At 41.3% G+C, this 21,167-nt stretch carries 26 protein-coding genes; 5 read left to right on the top strand and 21 right to left on the bottom strand.

What is annotated here, in order from left to right; translation table 11 throughout:
* Positions 1-21 precede the first annotated feature (21 nt).
* From WC841_00260 to WC841_00235, 6 genes are read right to left on the bottom strand one after another with little or no spacing between them, the layout of a single operon-like run.
* Positions 22-1,242, bottom strand: coding sequence for an ABC transporter permease (locus tag WC841_00260; protein MFA5827781.1), 1,221 nt, complete (start codon positions 1,240-1,242; stop codon positions 22-24).
* Positions 1,239-1,943, bottom strand: a complete 705-nt coding sequence (locus WC841_00255) for an ABC transporter ATP-binding protein (protein ID MFA5827780.1) — start codon at positions 1,941-1,943, stop codon at positions 1,239-1,241. The genes WC841_00260 and WC841_00255 overlap by 4 nt, the downstream gene beginning before the upstream one ends.
* A 2-nt stretch (positions 1,944-1,945) precedes the next feature.
* Entirely contained in the window at positions 1,946-3,172 is a 1,227-nt protein-coding gene (locus WC841_00250; GenBank protein MFA5827779.1) for an efflux RND transporter periplasmic adaptor subunit, read from the bottom strand.
* Between the two features lie 29 nt (positions 3,173-3,201).
* Positions 3,202-4,176, bottom strand: coding sequence for a HAMP domain-containing sensor histidine kinase (locus tag WC841_00245; GenBank protein MFA5827778.1), 975 nt, complete (start codon positions 4,174-4,176; stop codon positions 3,202-3,204).
* Positions 4,169-4,843 carry a response regulator transcription factor gene (locus WC841_00240; protein MFA5827777.1) on the bottom strand — a complete coding sequence of 225 codons (675 nt, stop codon included), beginning with the start codon at positions 4,841-4,843 and terminating at the stop codon, positions 4,169-4,171. The genes WC841_00245 and WC841_00240 overlap by 8 nt, the downstream gene beginning before the upstream one ends.
* A 10-nt stretch (positions 4,844-4,853) precedes the next feature.
* Positions 4,854-5,111, bottom strand: coding sequence for a GIY-YIG nuclease family protein (locus WC841_00235; GenBank protein MFA5827776.1), 258 nt, complete (start codon positions 5,109-5,111; stop codon positions 4,854-4,856).
* Positions 5,112-5,377: 266 nt separating this feature from the next.
* Here WC841_00235 and WC841_00230 point away from each other — a divergent pair, with 266 nt between their 5' ends.
* Positions 5,378-5,704, top strand: coding sequence for a hypothetical protein (locus WC841_00230; protein MFA5827775.1), 327 nt, complete (start codon positions 5,378-5,380; stop codon positions 5,702-5,704).
* Here the strand turns inward: WC841_00230 and WC841_00225 are convergent.
* The gene (locus tag WC841_00225) at positions 5,697-6,443 is read right to left on the bottom strand and encodes a DNA alkylation repair protein (GenBank protein MFA5827774.1); all 747 of its coding nucleotides are present in this window, start codon (positions 6,441-6,443) and stop codon (positions 5,697-5,699) included. The two genes, WC841_00230 and WC841_00225, sit on opposite strands and share 8 nt — an antisense overlap.
* A gap of 315 nt (positions 6,444-6,758) precedes the next feature.
* On the opposite strand from WC841_00225, the gene WC841_00220 reads away from it, so the two are divergent.
* Positions 6,759-7,907 (top strand): MFS transporter, encoded by a 1,149-nt coding sequence (locus WC841_00220; GenBank protein ID MFA5827773.1) that lies wholly within the window; start codon positions 6,759-6,761, stop codon positions 7,905-7,907.
* Positions 7,908-7,947: 40 nt separating this feature from the next.
* On the opposite strand, the gene WC841_00215 is transcribed toward WC841_00220, so the two are convergent.
* The 3 genes from WC841_00215 to WC841_00205 form a co-directional block, all read right to left on the bottom strand.
* A complete protein-coding gene (locus tag WC841_00215; protein ID MFA5827772.1) occupies positions 7,948-8,373 on the bottom strand; it encodes a pyridoxamine 5'-phosphate oxidase family protein in 426 nt (141 codons plus the stop codon).
* 7 nt (positions 8,374-8,380) lie between these two features.
* A complete protein-coding gene (locus WC841_00210) occupies positions 8,381-8,986 on the bottom strand; it encodes a Type 1 glutamine amidotransferase-like domain-containing protein (protein ID MFA5827771.1) in 606 nt (201 codons plus the stop codon).
* A gap of 139 nt (positions 8,987-9,125) precedes the next feature.
* Positions 9,126-9,725 (bottom strand): transposase, encoded by a 600-nt coding sequence (locus WC841_00205; protein MFA5827770.1) that lies wholly within the window; start codon positions 9,723-9,725, stop codon positions 9,126-9,128.
* 95 nt (positions 9,726-9,820) lie between these two features.
* Here WC841_00205 and WC841_00200 point away from each other — a divergent pair, with 95 nt between their 5' ends.
* Entirely contained in the window at positions 9,821-10,501 is a 681-nt protein-coding gene (locus WC841_00200) for a M48 family metalloprotease (protein MFA5827769.1), read from the top strand.
* On the opposite strand, the gene WC841_00195 is transcribed toward WC841_00200, so the two are convergent.
* The 9 genes from WC841_00195 to WC841_00155 form a co-directional block, all read right to left on the bottom strand.
* On the bottom strand, positions 10,498-11,151 hold the full coding sequence (locus WC841_00195; protein ID MFA5827768.1) for a peptidase E: 654 nt from the start codon (positions 11,149-11,151) through the stop codon (positions 10,498-10,500). The genes WC841_00200 and WC841_00195 overlap by 4 nt on opposite strands.
* The gene (locus WC841_00190) at positions 11,148-11,648 is read right to left on the bottom strand and encodes a hypothetical protein (GenBank protein ID MFA5827767.1); all 501 of its coding nucleotides are present in this window, start codon (positions 11,646-11,648) and stop codon (positions 11,148-11,150) included. The genes WC841_00195 and WC841_00190 overlap by 4 nt, the downstream gene beginning before the upstream one ends.
* Positions 11,626-12,015 carry a hypothetical protein gene (locus WC841_00185; protein ID MFA5827766.1) on the bottom strand — a complete coding sequence of 130 codons (390 nt, stop codon included), beginning with the start codon at positions 12,013-12,015 and terminating at the stop codon, positions 11,626-11,628. Before WC841_00185 ends, WC841_00190 begins: the two co-directional genes overlap by 23 nt.
* Positions 12,016-12,021: 6 nt before the next feature.
* Complete coding sequence (locus WC841_00180; protein MFA5827765.1) at positions 12,022-13,209, bottom strand: replication-associated recombination protein A; 1,188 nt, start codon at positions 13,207-13,209, stop codon at positions 12,022-12,024.
* Positions 13,210-13,363: 154 nt separating this feature from the next.
* Entirely contained in the window at positions 13,364-14,563 is a 1,200-nt protein-coding gene (locus tag WC841_00175) for an MFS transporter (GenBank protein MFA5827764.1), read from the bottom strand.
* On the bottom strand, positions 14,560-15,444 hold the full coding sequence (locus WC841_00170) for a DUF4349 domain-containing protein (GenBank protein ID MFA5827763.1): 885 nt from the start codon (positions 15,442-15,444) through the stop codon (positions 14,560-14,562). The genes WC841_00175 and WC841_00170 overlap by 4 nt, the downstream gene beginning before the upstream one ends.
* Before the next feature lie 23 nt (positions 15,445-15,467).
* Complete coding sequence (locus WC841_00165; protein MFA5827762.1) at positions 15,468-16,277, bottom strand: patatin-like phospholipase family protein; 810 nt, start codon at positions 16,275-16,277, stop codon at positions 15,468-15,470.
* 16 nt (positions 16,278-16,293) lie between these two features.
* Positions 16,294-17,004, bottom strand: coding sequence for a pseudouridine synthase (locus WC841_00160; GenBank protein MFA5827761.1), 711 nt, complete (start codon positions 17,002-17,004; stop codon positions 16,294-16,296).
* Complete coding sequence (locus tag WC841_00155) at positions 16,994-18,478, bottom strand: hypothetical protein (protein ID MFA5827760.1); 1,485 nt, start codon at positions 18,476-18,478, stop codon at positions 16,994-16,996. The genes WC841_00160 and WC841_00155 overlap by 11 nt, the downstream gene beginning before the upstream one ends.
* 8 nt (positions 18,479-18,486) lie before the next feature.
* Between WC841_00155 and WC841_00150 the strand changes: the two genes are divergently transcribed.
* Complete coding sequence (locus tag WC841_00150) at positions 18,487-19,368, top strand: PD-(D/E)XK nuclease family protein (GenBank protein MFA5827759.1); 882 nt, start codon at positions 18,487-18,489, stop codon at positions 19,366-19,368.
* A gap of 21 nt (positions 19,369-19,389) precedes the next feature.
* Positions 19,390-19,983, top strand: a complete 594-nt coding sequence (locus WC841_00145) for an HD domain-containing protein (protein MFA5827758.1) — start codon at positions 19,390-19,392, stop codon at positions 19,981-19,983.
* Here WC841_00145 and WC841_00140 read toward each other — a convergent pair.
* Positions 19,980-20,582 (bottom strand): ribonuclease H-like domain-containing protein, encoded by a 603-nt coding sequence (locus WC841_00140; protein MFA5827757.1) that lies wholly within the window; start codon positions 20,580-20,582, stop codon positions 19,980-19,982. The two genes, WC841_00145 and WC841_00140, sit on opposite strands and share 4 nt — an antisense overlap.
* 74 nt (positions 20,583-20,656) lie before the next feature.
* Positions 20,657-21,118 (bottom strand): hypothetical protein, encoded by a 462-nt coding sequence (locus tag WC841_00135; GenBank protein ID MFA5827756.1) that lies wholly within the window; start codon positions 21,116-21,118, stop codon positions 20,657-20,659.
* Between the last annotated feature and the right edge of the window lie 49 nt (positions 21,119-21,167).

Here is a 21,167-nt window from a genome sequence, read left to right as displayed (position 1 = left end):
AACTGAAGTGAAGCTTAAAAGTTATTCATAACGGAGAGCTTCAATCGGAGCAAGTTTTGAAGCTCGTTGGGCCGGATACCAACCAAAAACAATGCCAATAAATCCGGAGACGCTGACAGCCAGGAGAATTGAGGACAGAGAAATAGCGCTGGGAAAATTTAAAAGCTTTGAAAGGATAAGCGATATTGCAATACCGAAAATCATCCCGATTAATCCTCCGAAGAAGGTCAAAATAACTGATTCGACTAAAAATTGGGTAATAATTGTTTTCCGTTTGGCGCCCAAGGCTTTGCGGAGACCAATTTCCCGAGTCCGTTCGGTAACGGTAACCAACATGATATTCATAATGCCGATTCCCCCAACCAGTAGGGATATGGCCGCAATACCGCTTAAAAGGGTGGTAAAAGTTCCCGTGACTTGTGAAGCGGTGTTTAAAATATCACTTTGAGACATAATAGAAAAATCAGCATCAACAGGATCACTTAACTTGTGACGCTCCAACAGGAAATAGCCGACTTGATTTTGCGCTTCAGTCATCAGATTTTGTGATTTGGCTTCAACGGCGATAGAGCTAAGATAGTCAACTCCGGCCAACTGTTTTTGAACGGTAGAAAGCGGGGCAAAAATGATGTCGTCCTGATTGTTGAAACCGCTGCCGCCCTTACTTTCGGTAACACCGACAACTCTAAAGCTCTGCTTGTTGATTCGGATAGTTTGGCCGAGGGGATCGACACCTTCGCCAAAAAGATTGGTGGCAGTAGTAGGCCCCAGAACAGCTACTCTGGACAGTGAATCTACATCCATTTGACTGATAAAAACACCACTGGTCAGATTTACCTTTCTGATTTGAGAATACGCAGGATATACTCCATATACCTGTGTATTGGTATTATTTTTACCGGCAATTATTTGGAATCTTCTGGATAATTCGGGGGAGACACTCTGGACGGCGGTGATCTGCGAAGAGGACATAATGGCATTGGCATCTTCAAGGGTAAGGGTAGTATTGCCGGAAGATGTCCGGACATTTCCGCTGCGTTGACTACCCGGCATGACTGTCAGCAAATTAGCACCGAGTGATTGAATTTGGGTTTCGATGGCTTTTTGACTCCCCTGACCAATGGAAACCAGAGCGATGACACTGCCGATACCGATGATAATTCCCAGAGCCGCCAAACCGGTTCTCATTTTGTTTAAACTTAAAGTGCTAATACTTTCGATAATTGTTTCCCAAAGTTTCATATTTTTTTCCTTCCATTAAGCCGATCCTGGACGATGTTTCCGTCTTTAATGACGATAACCCTTTTAGCATAGTGGGCGATGTCGGGCTCGTGAGTAATTAGAATTACGGTTCTGCCCTCGGAATTTAGCTTTTGAAATATTTTCATTATTTCTTCGGCCTGGTCGGAGGCGATATTACCAGTCGGTTCATCAGCTAAGATCATGGCCGGATCGTTGACCAGAGCACGGGCAATGGCAACCCGCTGTTGTTGGCCACCGGAAAGCTGGTTACTGGTGTGTTGCATTCTGTCTTCAAGTCCGACCAGTTTAAGATACTTTTTGGCTATAATTTCCCGGACATCCTTGTCGACTCCGGCATAGGCCATGGGTAACATGACATTTTTGAGAGCGGTGGTGCGTGGTAAGAGATTGAAAGATTGGAAAATAAAACCAATTTTTTTGTTTCTAATGGTGGCCAGATCGTCGTCTGACAGAATGCCAACATTTTCGCCGTCTAAAATATATTCGCCCGAAGTCGGGGTATCGAGAGCCCCCAAAATATGCATCAAGGTCGATTTTCCGGAGCCGGATGGCCCCATGATGGCGACAAATTCCCCTTTTTTAACTTCGAATGAAACATTTCTGAGGGCAACGGTTTCCACCGAGTCATTCCGGTAAGTTTTTGAGAGCTTGGTTACTTTGATGATCGAATCTGGGTTCATAGCTAATCCCGCCTCATTATCATTCCGCCGCCGGCGCCTCTAATATTGCCAAACGGAGAGGTGGTGGTTGAGGTGGTAGTATTCGTGGTTGAATTTGTGACCGAGGTTACAACATCCTCTCCTTCGTTTAGACCGGCGATTATTTCTGTCTGGCTTTCGGATTGAATTCCAATTTCGATAGTTTTATTTTGAACTTCACCACCGACCATAACTCTAACAGCGGTGTCACCACCACTTCCCTGAACCGCGCTGTTTGGAACAATAAGGACATCATCTTTAAAATTAGTAATAATATTAGCTGAGGCGGACATGTTTGACAAAACCCCGGGGGCTTCTGAGTCAAGCTGGATGGTGGTCGGATAACTTACTACTCCTGAACTGACGATTCCGGCAGTATCGATGGCGATAATTTTGCCGGTAAAAGTTTTGTCAGGCAAAGCGTCGATGGTAATTGTGGCTTTATTGCCGACTTTGGCTTTGGGGACGTCAATTTCGGTAAGGCTAACAGTGATGGCGGGGGTAGCATTTGTCTTAACAATAGCAATTTTATTTTCGATGTTGCTGCTATTACCGGAATCACTGGTCGGATTTAAAATCATTCCAGGCGTCAGAGAAATAGCGGAAACAGTGCCGGAAATCGGAGCATAAACAGTGGCTCCGGCCAACTGATAGGAGAGACGGCTTGATTCGAGAGAAGCCTGGGATTGCTTGATAGTATTTTTGAGATTGTCGTAACTTGCCTGAGCAGTCAGATAAGCATTGTGTTTTTGAATATAGGTCGGGTCGTCGGGAGATTGGTTTGCCCACTGATTTTCAAAAACATTTTTTGCGCCAACAAGATCGCTTTCCAAACTCCATATTTTATCCTGGGCTGACTTGAGACTGTTTTGAGCAGACTGATAAGAGGAGTAGGCGGCTTGTAGTTTTTGCCGGCCATTTAGATCAAGATCAATTTCCAGAATCGGAGTACCGGTTTTGACAGTTTGCCCTTCTTTTACAAATATCTTTTTTACCACACCCGAGGCGGTGGTGGTAACGGTTCGGCTGTTGGTAGCGGCAACTTGGCCTGAAGTGGCAAGGGATACGATGAGGGAACCTCTTTCAACTTTGGCGGTTTGATATTGGGGCTTGGCTATTTGACCGGATTTGAATTTATTATATGCAAAAAGGCTAGCAGTAATGATTAGTGCAGTTATTAGTATAATCTTAATTTTTATGTTCATTTTCATGGCCCGAGTTTATTTATAATGACTGAAATTTAGCTGAAAAGTGGTAAGGTGATTTTGAACTCAGTGCCATGGCCGACGGAGCTTATCACGGCTATACTACCAGAATGTTGGTCGACTATCTTTTTGGCAATAGCCAAACCTAACCCGTAACCACCTTCGCCCGTCTTGCTTCTGGCCGAATCTGATCTATAAAATCTTTCGAAGATGTGGGGTAAATCTGTGGTACTTATACCAATCCCGCGATCAATTACTTTGATGACTACATAATTTTTGATCTGTTTGGCTTGAATGGTAATTTTCGTATTGTCAGGGCTGTACTTGACGGCATTATCCAACAGTATCAAGAGGAGTTCAGTTATTTTTTCCTTATTGCCTTTAATTTGGACATGGTTTGTCAGTTTGACGATTTTTATATTTTTCTTTTTGGCCTGGGGGGAGATTTTTTTTATGGCTTCTTCTACGATTTCAGAGACTTTTAATTTTACGGAATCTATTTTGTTACCATTACTTTCAAGCCTGGCCAGTTCCAGTAACGAGTCGGAAAGATTTGTCAGCTTGTCACCCTCTTCTATGCCTTCTCTGATTAGCTTTCTGGCGTCTTTTAGAGTCATCTTCTTGTCCCTTAGGCCGACTTCCAACATGGACTTAAGGGCGGTCAGAGGAGTCCTGAGTTCATGAGAGGCATCGCCGACGAATCTTTTTTGCTCCTCGACCATTTTTTGAATCGGGGCCAGGGTAATACCGGCTAAAACGTAACCGAGGGTGCCGGAAACAACCAGGATCACCCCATTTAGTTCTATCAGGGATAAAGCCACTCTACCTTGGGCTTCATCGATCATTGATTCGTAGATCATCATATTATCTAGCCGAAAGCGGGGTGATCTGGCAAACCTTTCGATTTCGATACTGACTAGGCGATAAATGACACCACTAAAAGCGATACTTATAAACATAATGATTAGCAAATACCACAAAGTTAGCTTGAGTCTGGCGGCTTTAAACATTTTTCCCTATTTTGTAACCAAAACCTCTAATCGTTTGAATAAGTGAGGTAGAAAACGGCTTATCAATTTTGTTTCGTAGGTTTCTGATATAGACTTCGACGGTGTTTGGCAGGACATCGGCTTCATAATCCCAAACGTGACTGATAATTTGTTCCTTGGTTAGAATCTGACGGGGATGTCTCATTAACACCTCCAAAAGAGTGTATTCTTTGCTTGATAATTTTATTAATCTTCCATTCCTTTTTACTTCGAAGTTTATCGTGTTTAAGACCAAATCATCTACTTTCAGGGTAGGGTCCATTATATTTTTCGGGCGTCTTGTCAGGGCTCTAATTCTGGCTAGTAATTCTTCGAAAGCAAAGGGTTTTGTCAGATAATCATCGGCGCCGCTATTTAGCCCACCCACTTTATCTTCGATCTGGCTTTTGGCAGTGAGAATTAAAATCGGGACATGGTTACCGCCAAGTCTTATCTTTTTGCAAATCTGCAAGCCGTCCATTTTTGGAAGCATCAAATCAAGAATTAGTAGGTCATAACTTTCGGAGGAGGCAAGGTCAAAACCTTCTTCACCGTCATAGCTAACATCGACGACATATTTTTCCTGTTCCAAACCTTTTTTAATTGAGTTGGCTATCCGGTGCTCGTCTTCGACTACTAAAATTCTCATACAGGGCTTATTATACCCCCGAAGCTGAAATTTGGCTGAAGATTAGTTTTTCCCGTCTCGATAATTTTTTTATCCGCGATTCCTCAATTGTGGCAGAGGAACGGTCGGGGAATTTTTGTGAATAGATGAGGACAACCGGCCGCCGAGTACGAGTATATTTTGAGCCCAGGGCAGATGAGTTGTGTTCTTTGAGCCTTCGATCCAGATTGGTGGTGATGCCGGTATACAGGGTTTTGTCCGCGCATTTTAAGATGTAAAGATAGTACATAACTGAGCGGTGATATAATTATTTGCTCACCCTATGATAATGACTATTTTACAATTTATTTTTGCGCCGAATAGATACACGATTATCGGATTTGTTTTGCTTATGTTGGGATTTTTTTTGTTACCAATACTGATTGGCTTTTTTTTGATTCCGATAGGGGCAACTTTTATGGTTATAGGTGTTCATTACTCGATTATCAGACTAATCCCCGGACATCAAAAATTTATTGAAAACATTATTAATTTATATAAACCATACATAAAATTATGGAAAAAGCAGTAGTTTTCGGACCGATGATCTTGTTTTTTGGAGTTTTTTTAGTTTTGATACTGGCCTTTTTGGGCTTTATTGTTAAGTTGGTTATGAAATCAAAAAATGAAGAATGGACAGGAGAAGTAATTGACAAAAAACACAATGAGACCCGGGATTTTGATGACAACCACAAAGTCAACCATTTTTATTTTTTGGTAGTTAAAATGTCGGTAGGGCGAGACAGAAAAATTGGCTTATCCAAAGAAATGTGGGATAAATTTGAAATTGGTGACAAGCTCCATAAACCAAAAGGAAAACTATTCCCGGAAAAAGTTAATTAAATTTTTTGGATTTGTTGACATATTTTTTGCCTGTCAGTAGTTTGCTGTTGGCTTCACGGTAGGCGATTTTTGGCAAAGTGGTTTGATGGTTATTTAAATACTCAGACAATTCGCGGGGGTGGAATTTAACCAGAGAACGAAGCAACCAGGAAACGGCTTTGGTGATAAGAATCTCTTTTTCATGTTTTAGTTTCTCGATTTGTTCGAATGCAAAATTCATCAATCTTGGATCGTCCGATTGGCGCAGCGATTTGCAAAGAAGGACCATTGAAGCCCGTCTTTTGTGGATATTATCGGATTTTGCCAAATATCTTAAAAATTTTTGCCACCTATGCCAATTGTTTAAAAGATCATCGGCAGTAAAGTTTGACTGACATAGAACATCTGTTTCGGCCCAACCAACGGTAAATAAAAGCCAATTATCGAGGCTTTCGGGGTCGAGACGGGATTTAATTTTTGGAAGAGCACCCAACAAACTTGCGGCAACTGCCATTTCTTCAAAGGTGGTAGCTTTTGAATAAATTAAGTCCAGAAGATTTACGAGCGAATTTTTGTCAAAGTCATATTTTTTGGAAATATCCTTGGCAATTTTTTTGATATCACCGGTTTTGACGCACAGAGTGGTCTTGTCAGAACCAAGATATTTTTGCACCCAGGCTCGGTCTTTCGGGGTGCCTTTGTTACCGAGGCTATCCAGTTTATTATTTATTTCCTGATAAATTGAGGTGGTATTTTTCATAGAAACATTATAGCGAATTTGGGTACTTTACAAATATATCCTATAAGGTGTAATATGTTTGGGTTATGAAAAATTACAGATGTTATTTTACACCTGTTGTGGCGGAAACCGGTAAAAACGGCGGGGTAATGCTTTGGTCTATTTACCCTGAAACCAACATGGAGGTAACATCTAACTTTTAAATAAACATTTTATTAAATCAGATAAGCCTCCGAAAGGAGGCTTTTTTAGTGATCTTTTCGGAAGTTTAACCGACTTAACAAGACTGGGAGCAGTTTAGGTCGGTACGTTAAAAATTTAAGTTCAAAGGAGGCAATGATGAACAAGAGGATTGTGAATTTGTTTCTGGTAGCAAAGGTGTTGGAGCAAGCGGCGAGTGCCTGGTTTTTTGGGACATACGTGCTGTTTCTGACGGCAACCGGCCTGACACTCCTCCAGGTCAATATCCTGAATGTGATTTTTATGACCACCTCAACGATCTTTGACCCATTTACGGGTAACCTGGCTGATAGAATCGGACAAAAACGAGTCTATTTATCGGGACTATTTTTTTGGGGGGTGGGAATGACGATATACGGGCTAAATCGGACGATTTGGATGTTTGCCCTAGCTGAGGGGATAGGCGCTATCGGGCATGCTCTGCAATCGGAAGCGCTGGAAAGCTGGTTACGAAATCACACAGACGAAGAGGTAACCAAAAGAACTCAAGCAAAGGCTCAACTTTGGGCAAAACTAGCCACCATACCGGCGGCGATACTCGGAGGGTTGATTGGGGCTAAATATGGCTTGCAATGGCCGTGGCTTTTGGCGGGAATTTCATCGTTTCTGGCTTTGGGGTTAATCTGGTTTTTAGGGCGAAATGTACCGGAAAAACCGGACAACTACCCAAGTGAACCCGTCCCAAGTGTGTGGAGCATGGCGAAAGTTATTGCCAAAGATAAGAAATTAAGACAAGTGGTCGTTTTGTATGCGTTAGTATCTGCTTGTGTGATGCCCTTCAACATGTTTTGGCAAATAGTGTTTAGTGATGCCGGAGGTAAAACGGAGTGGATGGGCAGCGTGTGGATAGGAGTGGCTGTATTTTCCGCTCTTGGCGCGAAGTTGTCGACAAAGATCAGAGATGGGTTGAGGACATTGGCCATTCCGATAATCCTTATAGGGGTGCCAATGGTAGGAACAGGTTTTTTGGTGAATCTATGGGTGATTATGACCTTGTTCTTTTTACATGAATTGGGCCGGGGAATGTGGCCGTTGGCGGTGTTTAATTACAGCAACCGCTACATAGCACCACATGTCCGGTCGACAGTTAACTCACTCCGCAGTGCATCGGGAACGATCGGGGCGGCCAGCGGTTTGATAATATCGGGATTGCTAACCAAAATATTCCCCCCACAGGAAGTGTGGACAATATCGGCAGTGATTCTGTTATTAGTGGCGATCTGGACGCTGAAGCAGAAAGATTAAGCACCAAGGCTGGATATCTCCCAGTATCCGGACTTGGTTATTAGAATTGAGATAACTCGATAACTTCGGGTGGATTCTGTGAAAAATCGGAATAACGAAGCCAGGAGGGAGTGACAGTGAAAAACATTGAGTTTGGAGTGTTGAAATAGTCTTTAAGTTCAGGGTGAAGGGAAAGCATAAAATCTTTGGCCGCGGCAATTTCGGTATCGGTTAATATTATGGTGGTCCCGTCGAGCTGGACTGAAGGATCGCTTTTAAGACCACCGACGATGACAGAAACAAAATTATTTTTTAATATATTTTTAAACTTGCGGGTAGTATTTTCGGTAGACATATAAATAACAAAGTTGTCGTCGACAGCGAAAGCCATGACAGCTGATTCGGTTTTGCCGGATTTTGACGCGGTAGATAGGATGCAAAGGTCCTGAGATTTAATAAACTGAAAGACGGTATTTTTGTCGATCATGGATTAATTAATTAATAATTATGTATTTGTCATTGTTAAAATAAACAGCTTGAGTATCAGTAATCGGAATAACTTTGTAATTAACTTCCCGACTTTTGATAGCTAAGATCTCTTTATGTTTTTCGGTATAGTGGGGAGAAACAGCGAAGGGGACAAGATTGAGACCGGTAGTGTCTTGCAACTTAACGTCGTTGGTATCCCAAGAGGGATCCCAGCCGGATATGGCAATATCGGGACCGGCTAAAACACTACCGGCACTGGCACCGATATAGTAACGGTCTTCCAGAAGTTGAGAAAGATATTTATCGACTCCTGATTGACGAATCCAGTGAAGTAAATAAAAAGTATTTCCCCCACCAACAAAAATAATTTGACTTTTTTCAAGCTGAGAGCGGATAAAAGTGATATCAGCCTTAAGGTCAACAATGTTAACCGGAAAACCAAAATCAGAAAGGGTTTGGATATCTTTTTCCATAAACCATTTATCATCGTAAGGATCGGCAGCGGTTGGAATAAAAGCAACTTTGAATTGTTTTGGTGGTTTTGAGATTAACTTTAGAAAGAATGGAGCAACTTGAGGGGAGAGACCGGTAGAAGTTAAAAAGAGCTTCACAAATTAATTGTAAATAATAACGTCGGAATTGGACAAAAATAAATCCGTTTTTTATTTGTATCGACAAATAGCCCGATCCAAAGATCATACCAAGCAAATGATATTTTAAAGCGGGAATTTTGAAATATTATTCTTTCTTTCATAGATTATTTTTTAAATTATTAAAATAATATTTATCTTTTTGCCAATTTAAGGGGTTATTAATTATATAAGTTTTAATTTTTTTGAATCTTCCCTGATCTTTCACAATTTCATCGTAATACCGTGGTTGCCAGGCAAAAAATAACTTGTTTTCTCTACAGATTATAGTAACTCTTGATTTAAATTGATTGATTAATTTTGGGATTTCCTGGTTTGACTTGACATTTAGTCTGGAAAAATATTCCGGGTGGTTTTTATGCGATGGGATAATTGGCGGAAATATTTGATTTTTATGTAGAGACGCCCCGCGGGGCGTCTCTACATGGGTGTTCGGAAGTGTGATTAGTAAATGAATATGGTTGGGCATTATCACCCACGGGTTAATTGTTAAATTATCACGAATTATAATTGTTTTTAGCAATTCATCTTTGGCAATTATTCCCATTTTGGTAAATTTGATTTTATTGTCAATAATTTTTCCAAAAAAATTGTTATGGCGTAGAGTACAAATGGTGATGAAATAAATTCCCGGAGATGAATAATTGTAATTAAAAAGGCGGGACGATTTTGTCGAATACTTCTCCGCAAATCTATCCATTATTTTTTCACTTCTTTAAAATATTTTTTACTTCGTGGTATCGAAGGTTCAGGGGTATTCTACCTCAAACTGACGGATGGGGATATAATTTTGATATGCTTACTCGCTTTAAGCCATTGGTGCGCTATCTTCTTTTATTTTTGGTCATGGGATATGTAACTCAGTGGATGGGTATAAACCTATATTTGACGGGCATTGGACAAAAACAAAAGTTACTGACAGAAATCAAGGAGTCGCCTCTTATCACCCTAATCCAATCGAAGACTGGATTATTGCTAAGTTCTTTTAGAATTATTGCCTCCCCTCGACCTTATGCTGTAATGATTGGAATTCCCAATAAACCATTCATGATGCTATCAAGCCAACTTAATCAAGATTTTACCGACAGTGAAAAGGAGTATGTAGTTCTTCATGAAACTGGCCACTATCAATTACACCATACTATTAAAGAACTGATATTTTTTATAACCTTTTTTATAATTTCTTGTTTTATTGTTCGCAAGCTACCTTTGTATATTATTCCTATAATTGGGATTGCTTTGGGACTTTTTAATATTCAGTATGCAATGCGAAGTGAGTACGAGGCTGACAGATTTGCAGTAAGTCATATAACCGACCCCAAAGGGATGATTACGGTGACTGAAAAGTTCAGAAATGCTCACTTTCCACCTCTAGATGATTACAGCCCGCTTTGGCCAGTTTTATATCGAAGTACACCGTATCATGTGAGAATTGAAATGGCGAACAAAGAGATTGAGAGAAGAAGTAAAAATTAATTAAATATCTTATATTCCCCTTCTGAAACGACTTCGATTTTATCGTCCGCAACCTCAATGGCACCGTTATCATCCAGAGCATAAACTGGCTCGGTGACTGTTTTGGCCGACTTTGCAATCACATTTTCTTTTGCCTTTGGAAAAAGTGGGGAATTATAATGAGGGCGAACGTAAAAATTGACAAGACCCAGACCTCTGTCATCAGCCACACCCAATCTGTCTTCACCAAAAATTGGTTTGTCAGAGGTTAGAAAAATACTTTTTGAAACAACCATACTGCCTGCACTAATCCCTACATAAACTTTACTTTTAAGTAGTTCTGGGAGCAGTTGGTTTAAGCCAGATTTTCTTAGCCAGTACATCAGGTGAAAAGTATTGCCACCGCTAAAGACCAATACATCGACTTTCTCAATTCTTGGCAACCATATCTCTTTCGGTAGAGCTGAAATATCAACAATATCTACCTCAAAACCAGTTTTTTGGAAATTGTTCAAATCTTCAATCATCCAGCTTTTATCACCAGGCTCAACGTTGGCCGCAGTGGGGATAAAGGCCAGCTTAACCCCTTTGGCAGATTTCCCCAACAACCTTTCAATGGCTTTGACTATTGAGAGATTTGATAATCCGGCAGAAGTTAAGAGTAGTTTCATACCTTCGACTCAACTACTTTTAGTTCTTTTAATAAATCTTGCCTAGATAATGCCAAGAGTCGAGAGTCACGACCCAAAGCCGTGTTTGTTACTTCGTCACCACACCATTCAGGTGGGATAAATGATTTTGCCTCGATCTCTGACTCAAATTCAAATTCAGCCCGAACTAGACCCTCACAATCTCCATGATAAATCTTTATTGATACATTAGGAGACTCACTTAGTCGATAAGCATCTCGAATAATTGATTTACTTGATAATTGTTTTAGCAAATTAAACTCTTCAGGAGACAATGGACAAGAATTACCAGTGCGAGTCAAATCACCAGTAGTGACTTTACGCTCTAATTCATATTTATGATTCTTTCTCTGTATTCTAAGTTCAATACCATTGCCAACAAATAGATAATATCGTTCATAATTTACGACCTGAATACTGGATAAATCGGGTAATTGTTTTACTAAAAATTTTCGCTCAATTTCCTCCATTGTTATCAAGAAAAAATTTTAATCCATCTAAATCTTTTTTCTCCGAGTCATAAAAATACGATTTTATACCAACAGACCCAGCGCTTTTGACTGCATCTGGATTGTGCTCAAAATAAATCACATCGTCCGCGGTTAGATTATATTGTTTTAACATGGTCTCGAAATATACCGGCTCAACCTTATCTGGGTTGTGTTTCATAGTAAACATTTCATAAGGAAGATTAACTAAGCTGAATGGGACTAGCTGCTCATCATTGGCATTGGTTAAAATTATTTTCTTGTTCGGATATTTTTCGAGTAGTTCAAACATTGGCTGATTGACACCCTCACCTTCAATAACAAAAGTCCCAACTGCATCCACAAGTATTGTTTTCATATTGGATTATTTTTTTAAATCTTTAAAATATTTTTTACCTTTTAGTTTATCAGGAAGCAGATCTTTTTGAGAATATTTTTCGTAGCCTTTGCCATAACCTAAATCTTCCATTAACTTGGTTTCGGCATTGCGGAGTTCGAGGGGAATCGGCAGATTACCCAACTGTCTGACGTCTGTTTGGGCGGAGCGGAGGGCATCGTAGGCTGATCTATTTTTGGCGGATTTGGCCAAATAAACTACACCATGGACTAAATTAATAGCGCATTCTGGGTAGCCAATTAAGGTAACTGATTGAAAGACCTGATTGGCCAACATTAGAGCCGAGGAGTTGGTAATACCAATATCTTCGGAGGCAAAGATAACCATGCGGCGGGCAATAAATTTTGGGTCTTCACCGGCTTCAATCATCCGGGCTAAATAATAAACCGCGGCATCAACGTTTGAGGCCCGCATAGATTTTATAAAGGCGGAAATGGTGTTGTAGTGCTCCTCGCCTTTTTTGTCGAAACGGAGATAAGAATTTTGCAGAGTAGATTTTAGGGTATCGATGGTTAATTTGCCATAAAGGGTGAAGGCATTATCAATCATGGTTAGGCATTGACGGGCATCACCATTGGCCATGTTGATCAGCCATTCACGAGTGGGAGGGTTAATTTTTATAGATTGCTTCGTTGCGGAGCTCCTCGCAATGACGGGCAGGGCCCGTTCAATTATTTGATTCATTTCATCGGCAGAAAGTTCCTTTAAAACAAAAACACGACAACGAGAAAGGAGAGGAGAAATAATTTCAAAACTGGGATTTTCGGTGGTGGCGCCGATCAGGGTTAACTTGCCACTTTCGACGTAGGGCAGAAGGAAATCCTGTTGAGCTTTGTTGAAACGATGAATTTCATCAAGAAACAATACTTTTTGATAAAGGTCCGGAGCCGAAGAACCGATGATTTTTTTGATGTCGTCTTTACCGGCTGATACGGCGGAAAGATCGTATATTTCAACCCCGCATTCTTTGGCAATAATCCGGGCTAAGGTAGTTTTTCCCACCCCCGGCGGCCCCCAAAAAATCATAGAAAAAAGCTGACGAGTTTCTATGGCTAAACGAAGCGGCTTGCCGGGACCGACAAGGTGTGACTGACCAATAAATTCGGCGAGATTTTTGGGTCGAAGAATTGAAGCCAGTGGTTGGGAAAGAGTCATATTTGGGTTTTGTTTGGGTATTGAAAGGATATAAATATTGGACAAAAATGTCAAGGAAGTGATATTATTTTTTATGATACTAAAAAATTTAAGCCCGATAATGTCTTTAATATTTGGGATTTTGATTCTTTTGAACCCGAAGTTGTTGTCGACACTAATCGGAATATATCTGATCGTGACTGCCTTGATAGGGTTTGGAATATTGCGGTTTTAGGTTAATTTTTTTTAGAAAGAATATAGTAGCAAGAACTGCTATTCCGCAAGTGAAATAAATTTGCCTGGGAAAAATTACAATAAGACTGCCGATAATGGCCGGACCAATGACTCTACCAAGGCTGCCAATACCCTCATATGCACCCATAACTTCCCCTTCCGGATCTTTGCTGTCGACAGTTGAAAGTAGAGTCGGTAAAAATACCCCGATTAAACCACCACCGGCCGAGGTTAAGGCAATTGAAGCTAGAAATAGCGAGGAGGTGGGGCTAAGAGAGAGAAAAATAATACCGGCAGCATTAACGATAATTCCAATTTTTATCATCCTGTGAACATTTGGTCCACGACGGCTGGCAAGATAGCCCTGAACTACTAATCCGAGTACCCCGAAATACACAAACATGAGGCTATTTTGTTGAGGAGTGTAGCGGAAAATTTTATCCGTAAAAAAGGAAATAGTGGTTTGAAAACCTGAGGTGGCCGTCATAATAATGAATTGAATTATAAGTATCTGCTGGATAGTTTTGTTTTCAAACACTTTTAGAAAGTTTTTTATGGAAAAAGTACGGGAAACAACCGGTTTACTGAGGCGGTGTGATTCATCCAGAAAGACTTGAGTGAGTACCAAAGAAATAAAACTAAGCAGGGCTCCGACAAGGGCAGGAAGGGTGTGTGATTTTCCGATTGTAAAAAAAATACCACCAAGGGCCGGGCCAATGATAAAGCCTAACCCGAAAGAAATCCCAATGATTGCCATACCACGAGAGCGGTTTTCTTTGGTGGTGATATCACTTATATAGGCACGGGCGGCAGGGATATTCCCCCCGGTAAAACCATCAATCAGGCGGGAAATTAGTAGGACAGAAAAACTTCTCGAAAAGGCAAAGATTATATAAGCAATGACCGTACCGAGTTTGCTGATTACCAAAATCGGTTTGCGGCCGTAACGGTCAGATAGATTTCCCAGAATCGGGGCTGAAATAAATTGGGCAATGGCGTAAGAGGATATCAACAAGCCCAACCAAAAACCTCTGACACCCATACTTTGACTAATAGCTGGCAAGATAGGAATAATTATTCCAAAACCAATCAGATCAGTGAGGACGATGGTAAAGATCGTAAAAATTGCCCGACGGTTCATTTCTTTTTACTTCTGTACCACCGATAGAGCAAGACAGCAGGGATAATTACCGGAGAGAAAACAACAAGCCAAATGGCGAGTGTCCCAATATTTCTCAAGGCACCAACCAGGGATCTGACGGCTTCTTTAAAAATGACGGCCGGGCGCCATTCGTTGGTGGGCGCGTAGGGCAGAGACATTTCATCGGTCGACAGATAGACGGTAATTTTGCTGAGTTTTGCAGATTGTTCGTAATATTTTTGCCGACCTTTGATAGAGTCAATTTGCGACTGAACATTGATTAGCTCACGATTGACCTCCAGAAGATCATTTACCGTATAGGCTTTAGCAGAGATTTCGTCGAATTTTGCCTTGGTTTTATATAAAATATCCAAACGGGCCTGAAGGTCAACATACTCGTCGGTAACATCGGTGCCGGAGACTGATTCGGAAACGACTTTGATAGCAAATCCTTTTAAGGCGCTTAGAGCTTCGGTGCGTTTTCCCTCGGGGACACGAATAACTATGTTGCCGCTTGCGGCGGCTTCAGGTTTTGACAGATAAGAGTTAACAAGATAGCCCCCAAAACCTTTGGCGGCGGTTTCGATTTGAGAAATTACAGTAGACACATCCTTTACAACAAGCGATAAGCTAGTATCTTGTATAACCATGCGGTCAACCGCATCGGAGGGAGCAATTGACTCAGGGACAAAATCAGTGCGGCTTGACAGGGATGATATTTTGGCGGCTGGGGCGGGGGCAACACCTCCCATAGCCATGTCATATGAGGCAGAATTACGAAGAGAAAGATTTCCTGAGCCCAAAAATCGCTCTTTTAGAAAACTCAAAACAATAATAATAAGAATAGCCAATGCCCAATTTTTCTTTAGCCAGTTTATCATTAGGTTAATTTTATCACAGTTGATTATTTGTAAAGTTTTTTTAGAATATCCCGGATTTTTGATTGAGTCTGTTCATAACCCATATCAACAAATTTTTTGGCCTTGACAAAATCAAGAGTATTTTGGATGGGAATCTCGAGATCCAGAGGGAAATCGGCGTGGGAATTGTTTTCCTGCGATAGACTATTTAGAACTATTTGGGAGGAATAAAAAGCTAGTTTTGAAATATTAGATTTGTCTACTTTTTCGTGGGGAAGAGGAAAATATGACTTATAAAGATTTACACCGATTACAAAATCCGCCCCGTTTTGTCGGGCAATGTCTACCGGGACGGGGACGGAAGCACCGCCATCGACCAAAATAGTATTGGCTAGTTTAACCGGGGAAAAAAATAGCGGAATCGATATTGATGCCCGAATGGCGATCGAGAGAGGGCCCTTTTTAAAAACGTAAGGCTGGCCGGAGACCAGATCAGAAGCAACCGCGTAAAAGGGTATTTTTGTGTTTTCGACGGATAAACTGCCCACCTGTTCGTTTATAAAAGACTCGAGTTTATTACCACGGACAACTCCCTGCTTGCTTGGCCTCTCAAGTATGAGTTTTAGAATAAAACGGTAATCAATAGAATCAACGATTTTATTGATTTCGTTAAGCCTCCCAAAGGCGGAGTATAGCCCACCGATTAGGGCACCGGCTGAAGAACCGGTAATAACTCCGGGATAAATATCGTTTTCTAAAAGAGATCTAATAACCCCAATGTGCGCCAGTCCACGGGCACCACCGCTTCCAAGAGCAAGGCCAATTACCGGCGGTTTTTTGAATATCGAAAACATAAAAAAGTATATTACATTAAATGCTGATTTGTTTTAGACGGGAGATTTCATCCTTTTTAAGATGACGATATTTTCCCGATTTAAGCTCGCCAATTGTGATCGGGCCGATGGCTACCCGATGCAATTTCCAGACCTTTAGCGAAACTGATTCACACATTCGTCTTATTTGACGTTTTTTGCCCTGATACAGGATAATTTCTAAAACTGTATTGCCCGGGTGACGAGTGATGATGGAAATATCGCAGGGGAGAGTTTTACCGTCTTCCAGATCTACCCCTTTTTTGAGCTTATTAATTTTTCGGTCATCAACTAACCCAGTGACTGTGACGTGATAAGTTTTTGGTAAATGAAATCGGGGATGAGTGAGCTTTAACGCCAGATCACCATCGTTGGTCAACAAGATTAACCCAGAGGAATCGTAATCCAGGCGGCCTACGGGGTATAGGCGTGATTTGTTTGGGACCAGATCGAGAACGGTTTGGCGATCGTGAGTGTCGACGGTAGAGGAAATTACTCCTTCGGGTTTGTTTAAAATAATGTACTCAAAAAAGGGGTTTGTTTTGCTGACCGGTTTGTTGTCTACTTCTATTCCATCTTTTTGGGGATCAACCTGATCCCCTAGCCGGGCATAATTTTTGTTTATCCTGACTCTATTCTCAGAAATAAGTTTATCAACAGCCCGTCGCGAGGCAACTCCGATTGAGGATAAATATTTGTTAATTCTCATGACTGGCACTCTTCCATCTAGTATATCCCTCGTCCAGATTTCTTAAAGCCCTATGGTCTACGAATCCCCTGGCGTCTAATTCAAGATTGCTTAAAAATGTGTCAACAGCAAAAGGGAGACCGGATGAAAAGGCATCGAGAACAACGTTGGGTGACCGTTTTCTATGATGTGCTTTAAACGTTTCTGCAATTTCTCCCGGGTTGTAAAGTTTTCTCTGTAACCAAAAGTAACCTTGTTGTAGTTCATCGGCCGACATATTTTTGGGGGCAGCAACGACTCTGCGGTGGTTAAAATGGGTGGAATCCAAATCAGTGACTCTACCTTGCTGCGACACTTTGTCTCCCCAAACAGTACCGGGGTATGGAGTGGCAATGTGAAAAAAAGTATACGGAGCCCGTATTTCCCTCAGGGTATCGGCTATTTGGAAGAATGAATCAGGAAAAGTATGGTTGTCTAAACCAACAACTACAGAAAGATTTAGGGGGATCCCGAATTCACTGAAAACTTTAACCGTTTGTGCCAACATTGTCTTTTCCTTGTCACGGGAACCTTTAACTCTGGTACTGATTAGATCATCGGCGCCATATAAAAATGAATAACAGCCACCTAGCCCATCCTGAGGAGACATGAGTGCAAGAAGGCTGTCGTCTTTCCCACACTGTTCTAAGTCTGCCAATAACGGGGCAACCGTGCCCTCTGATATCCACTTGATTCTGTTTTGTTTTAAGTAAGTAAAAAGGGGTACCAACCTTTCCCTGGGAACAGAAAACGTGTTTAAATCGACAAAAAATAAAAAATCACTTTTTCTAATTCCCATTGACTCGATTTCAGCGATTGTATCTCGGGAATCTCTTGAGCGAAACGTCCGTTGCAATTGTACTCCGGAACAAAAGATACAGTGCCCTTCTTCACAGCCCCTAGCCAATTCCTGGGAGTGTTTTTTGGGAATTCCGAAACCAGGTCTTGGATAAATACTTCTATCCGGCCAAATATACTGGTCAAGATCAAACGGAGGAAGTTTAGTAGAATCGTAAACCGGTTCCAGATGACCACTTTTTAAGTCATCAACTAACTGATCTAATACCGGTTCCGCCTCACCTTGGACAATGGCGGTTGAGCGATCAAAAGAAGCGGGGTCGAGGGTGGGACCGTAACCGCCGGTAATCACTGTTTTTCCGGCTTTATTGGCAATTCTTATAGCCTCTTGGGCTGAACTTGTATCATAGAATCTGGAAGAGATAAAAACAGAACCGGCGGCTTCAATATAAGACTGTAGATCGTTAATATGGCCCGGTCTCATAATTTCCAGATGGGTTTTTAAACCATGTTTTTTTAAAACGGCGCTAACAATTCCTATCCCCAAAGGATCTGTTCGTTCCAAAACTCTACGGCTTATAGAGCTAATAGGGAGTCTATTGTCAAAGTATTGAGGACCAACTAGTAGCAAGGCGTTTCCTGCTTCAGGTCTAGACATAGTCATTAGTGTATCATAGAGGTGTGACCAAGGATAAATATAGCGCAGTGTGGGTGTCGCATTCATCAATCAGTGCGTTTCAGTCGTGTCCCCGATCGTATTATCTTAAAAATGTTTATAAGGACCCAAAGACCGGCCATAAAATTAAAATTATGTCCCCTCCTCTGGCTTTGGGGCAAGCGGTTCATCAAGTTATAGAGTCACTATCAGTGCTGCCGGTGAGCAGCAGATTTAAGGAATCACTTTTGGATAAATATGAGCGAGCTTGGATAAATATTTCGGCAGAAAAAGGTGGTTTTGGTGATGCCGAAACAGAGTATAAATATAAAAGTCGGGGTGAAGAAATGATACGGCGGGTGATGAAAAACCCGGGGCCAATTGCAGGCTTAGCAGGAAAAATAAACCAGGATTTACCATATTATTGGCTATCCGAAGAAGATAATATAATCCTGTGCGGAAAGATTGACTGGCTTGAATATTTGCCGGAGACGGACAGTGTCCATATTATTGATTTTAAAACCAGTAAAAATGAAGAGGGGGCCGAGTCGCTGCAACTTCCCATTTACCGATTGTTGGTGGCTAATTGCCAAAAACGGGAGACTACAAAAGCAAGTTATTGGTATCTGGAAAAGAATGATGAGCTAACACCCAAACCATTGCCCGATTTGGAGGTGTCAAAGAGTAAAATCCTCAAAATTGCCAGAAAGATAAAATTATCCAGAAAAATGCAAATTTTTAAATGTCCGCAAGGGGACGGATGTCGGGAATGTCTGCCGTTTGAAAGAATTTTGAATGGAGAGGGTCGGTTTGTGGGAAATGATGAATATGGGGCTGATACCTATATCCTTGAAGTAATTCAGAAGAACGAGGCTGACAGTAAAATTCTCTAGATTCATGTTTAAATATAAGTAATGCAATTAACACCGAAAATTCAAAAGGCAATTAAGATTGCGGCAGAGAAACATGCCGGGCAAGTCCGCCAGGGTGATAATTTACCTTTTATCGTGCACTTACTTGAGGTTGCCTGGGTACTCTCTAATTATTCGAATGACGAAAATGTAATTGTGGCCGGTTTGGTTCATAACGTGGTAAACAATGTTGATGATTATTCGTTTGTTGATATTAAAAATGATTTTGGAGAATTGGTTATGGCCATGGTGTTCGATGTGAGCGAGGACAAAGAGGCCGGATCCGAATTGAAGGGACAGGCATCGTGGGAGGAAAGAAAAAATAAGTACCTTCAACACGCAGAGACGATGAGCCAGGAGGCAATGTTGATTTGCGCAGCAGACAAGATTGTAACCCTGACGGTAATTTCCAACTCGATGAAAACAACGGGCAAGGAATTGTGGAATAAAATGGGAGTTGCATCAAACAAATTATTTTGGTTTTATGGGGAAATACTTAAAATTCTTCAAAAAAGATCATATAGTAAAATATCTGAAGAAATGGCGGCAGTTTTGAAAAGGGTTCAGGGTGAGACATCCATACTCATGAATAGCTAAAAAAGACTAATCTGATTTTTTTCTGACTGCGGATAAGAAAAGTCTATGGGGAAAACCCGGGATGTGTTCCATTTATCTTTGTATTTTAAATGTTTATTTTTGAGACCATAGTCATAAATATCTTTGGTAACAAACACGTCCATTTCACAGTATTTTTTTAATTTTGCCAGACTTTCGGCGGTATTTTCGTTCCAATAAACTACGGCATTGGTGCCGATATCCGTTTTCCCATGCCCTAAACATTCTTTGGCAACAGCGTCGAGCCCAAGGCGAAAACCCAAATTTTGCTTAATCTTGTCCATCAGATCGAAATGGGGCAGTTTCTTAAAATTCAGAGGGGAGATCGGAACTAGCGCCGGTATGTCAAAACCAAGGGAATTAAAACCGATTATCCGATCCGCCTTGGAAAAATAATCCCACATATTCGAAAATTCGTTTTCCCAGAAACTATATATTTGGCCCTCCTTTTCGATTAAATTTTCGTCTACCTGGCGGAAATACAAAGAGACGATAGAAACACCAAGGTCGGCGGGGTTAAACGAACTGATATCTTCAAATAATTTTTTGGTTTCAATATCAAAGATTACTTCGGTTTTCATGGGTAATAATTATTATAGGGAGAGGGGGAAAAATAACAAGCCTGAGGGGGGGGGGCGGGGAAGGAGAGAAGAAATCAAATAGTCGGGCTTGGTTGAACGGTCGGAGTGTCCGATGGTATTAATGCCGCTGTGGGAGTCGGGGTAGAAGTTGAACTAGGAGTAGGAGTATTGAGGATCGTGGTAGGGCTGGGAGAGGGTGTCGAGGTGTGGGTGGGGGTGAAGGTGGCGGTGGGGGTAGGAACTATTGTGCTAGTTGGAACTATCGTCGAAACGCCGGTAGGAGTAACATAAACGATTTGGACGGTAACAACCGGAGCTAGTGTCGGAGATACAGTATCCACATGAGTGGGGATAACCGTCGGCGAAGAGGTAATGGGTGTAGCAGTTGATAGGGCGGTTTTTTTAAGATTGATGACATTTGAGAGGATGACTGTAACCAAGACCGGGATAGTCAGTAAAGCGCTGATAGATTCGAGATAGAGCTTTTTCTCTGGTAGTTTTCTATACCAATGAATGGCATCTTTTAAGTTGATCATAGAGTTGAATTATAATTTTAACACTAGGAGAATGATTTTGGAGAGTGAG

This window comes from Candidatus Shapirobacteria bacterium (genome assembly GCA_041659325.1).
GTDB lineage: Bacteria > Patescibacteriota > Microgenomatia > UBA12405 > UBA12405 > JBAZYN01.
The sequence above is the reverse complement of the archived record's forward strand: the minus strand, read 5'-3'. Positions and strand labels throughout refer to the sequence as shown.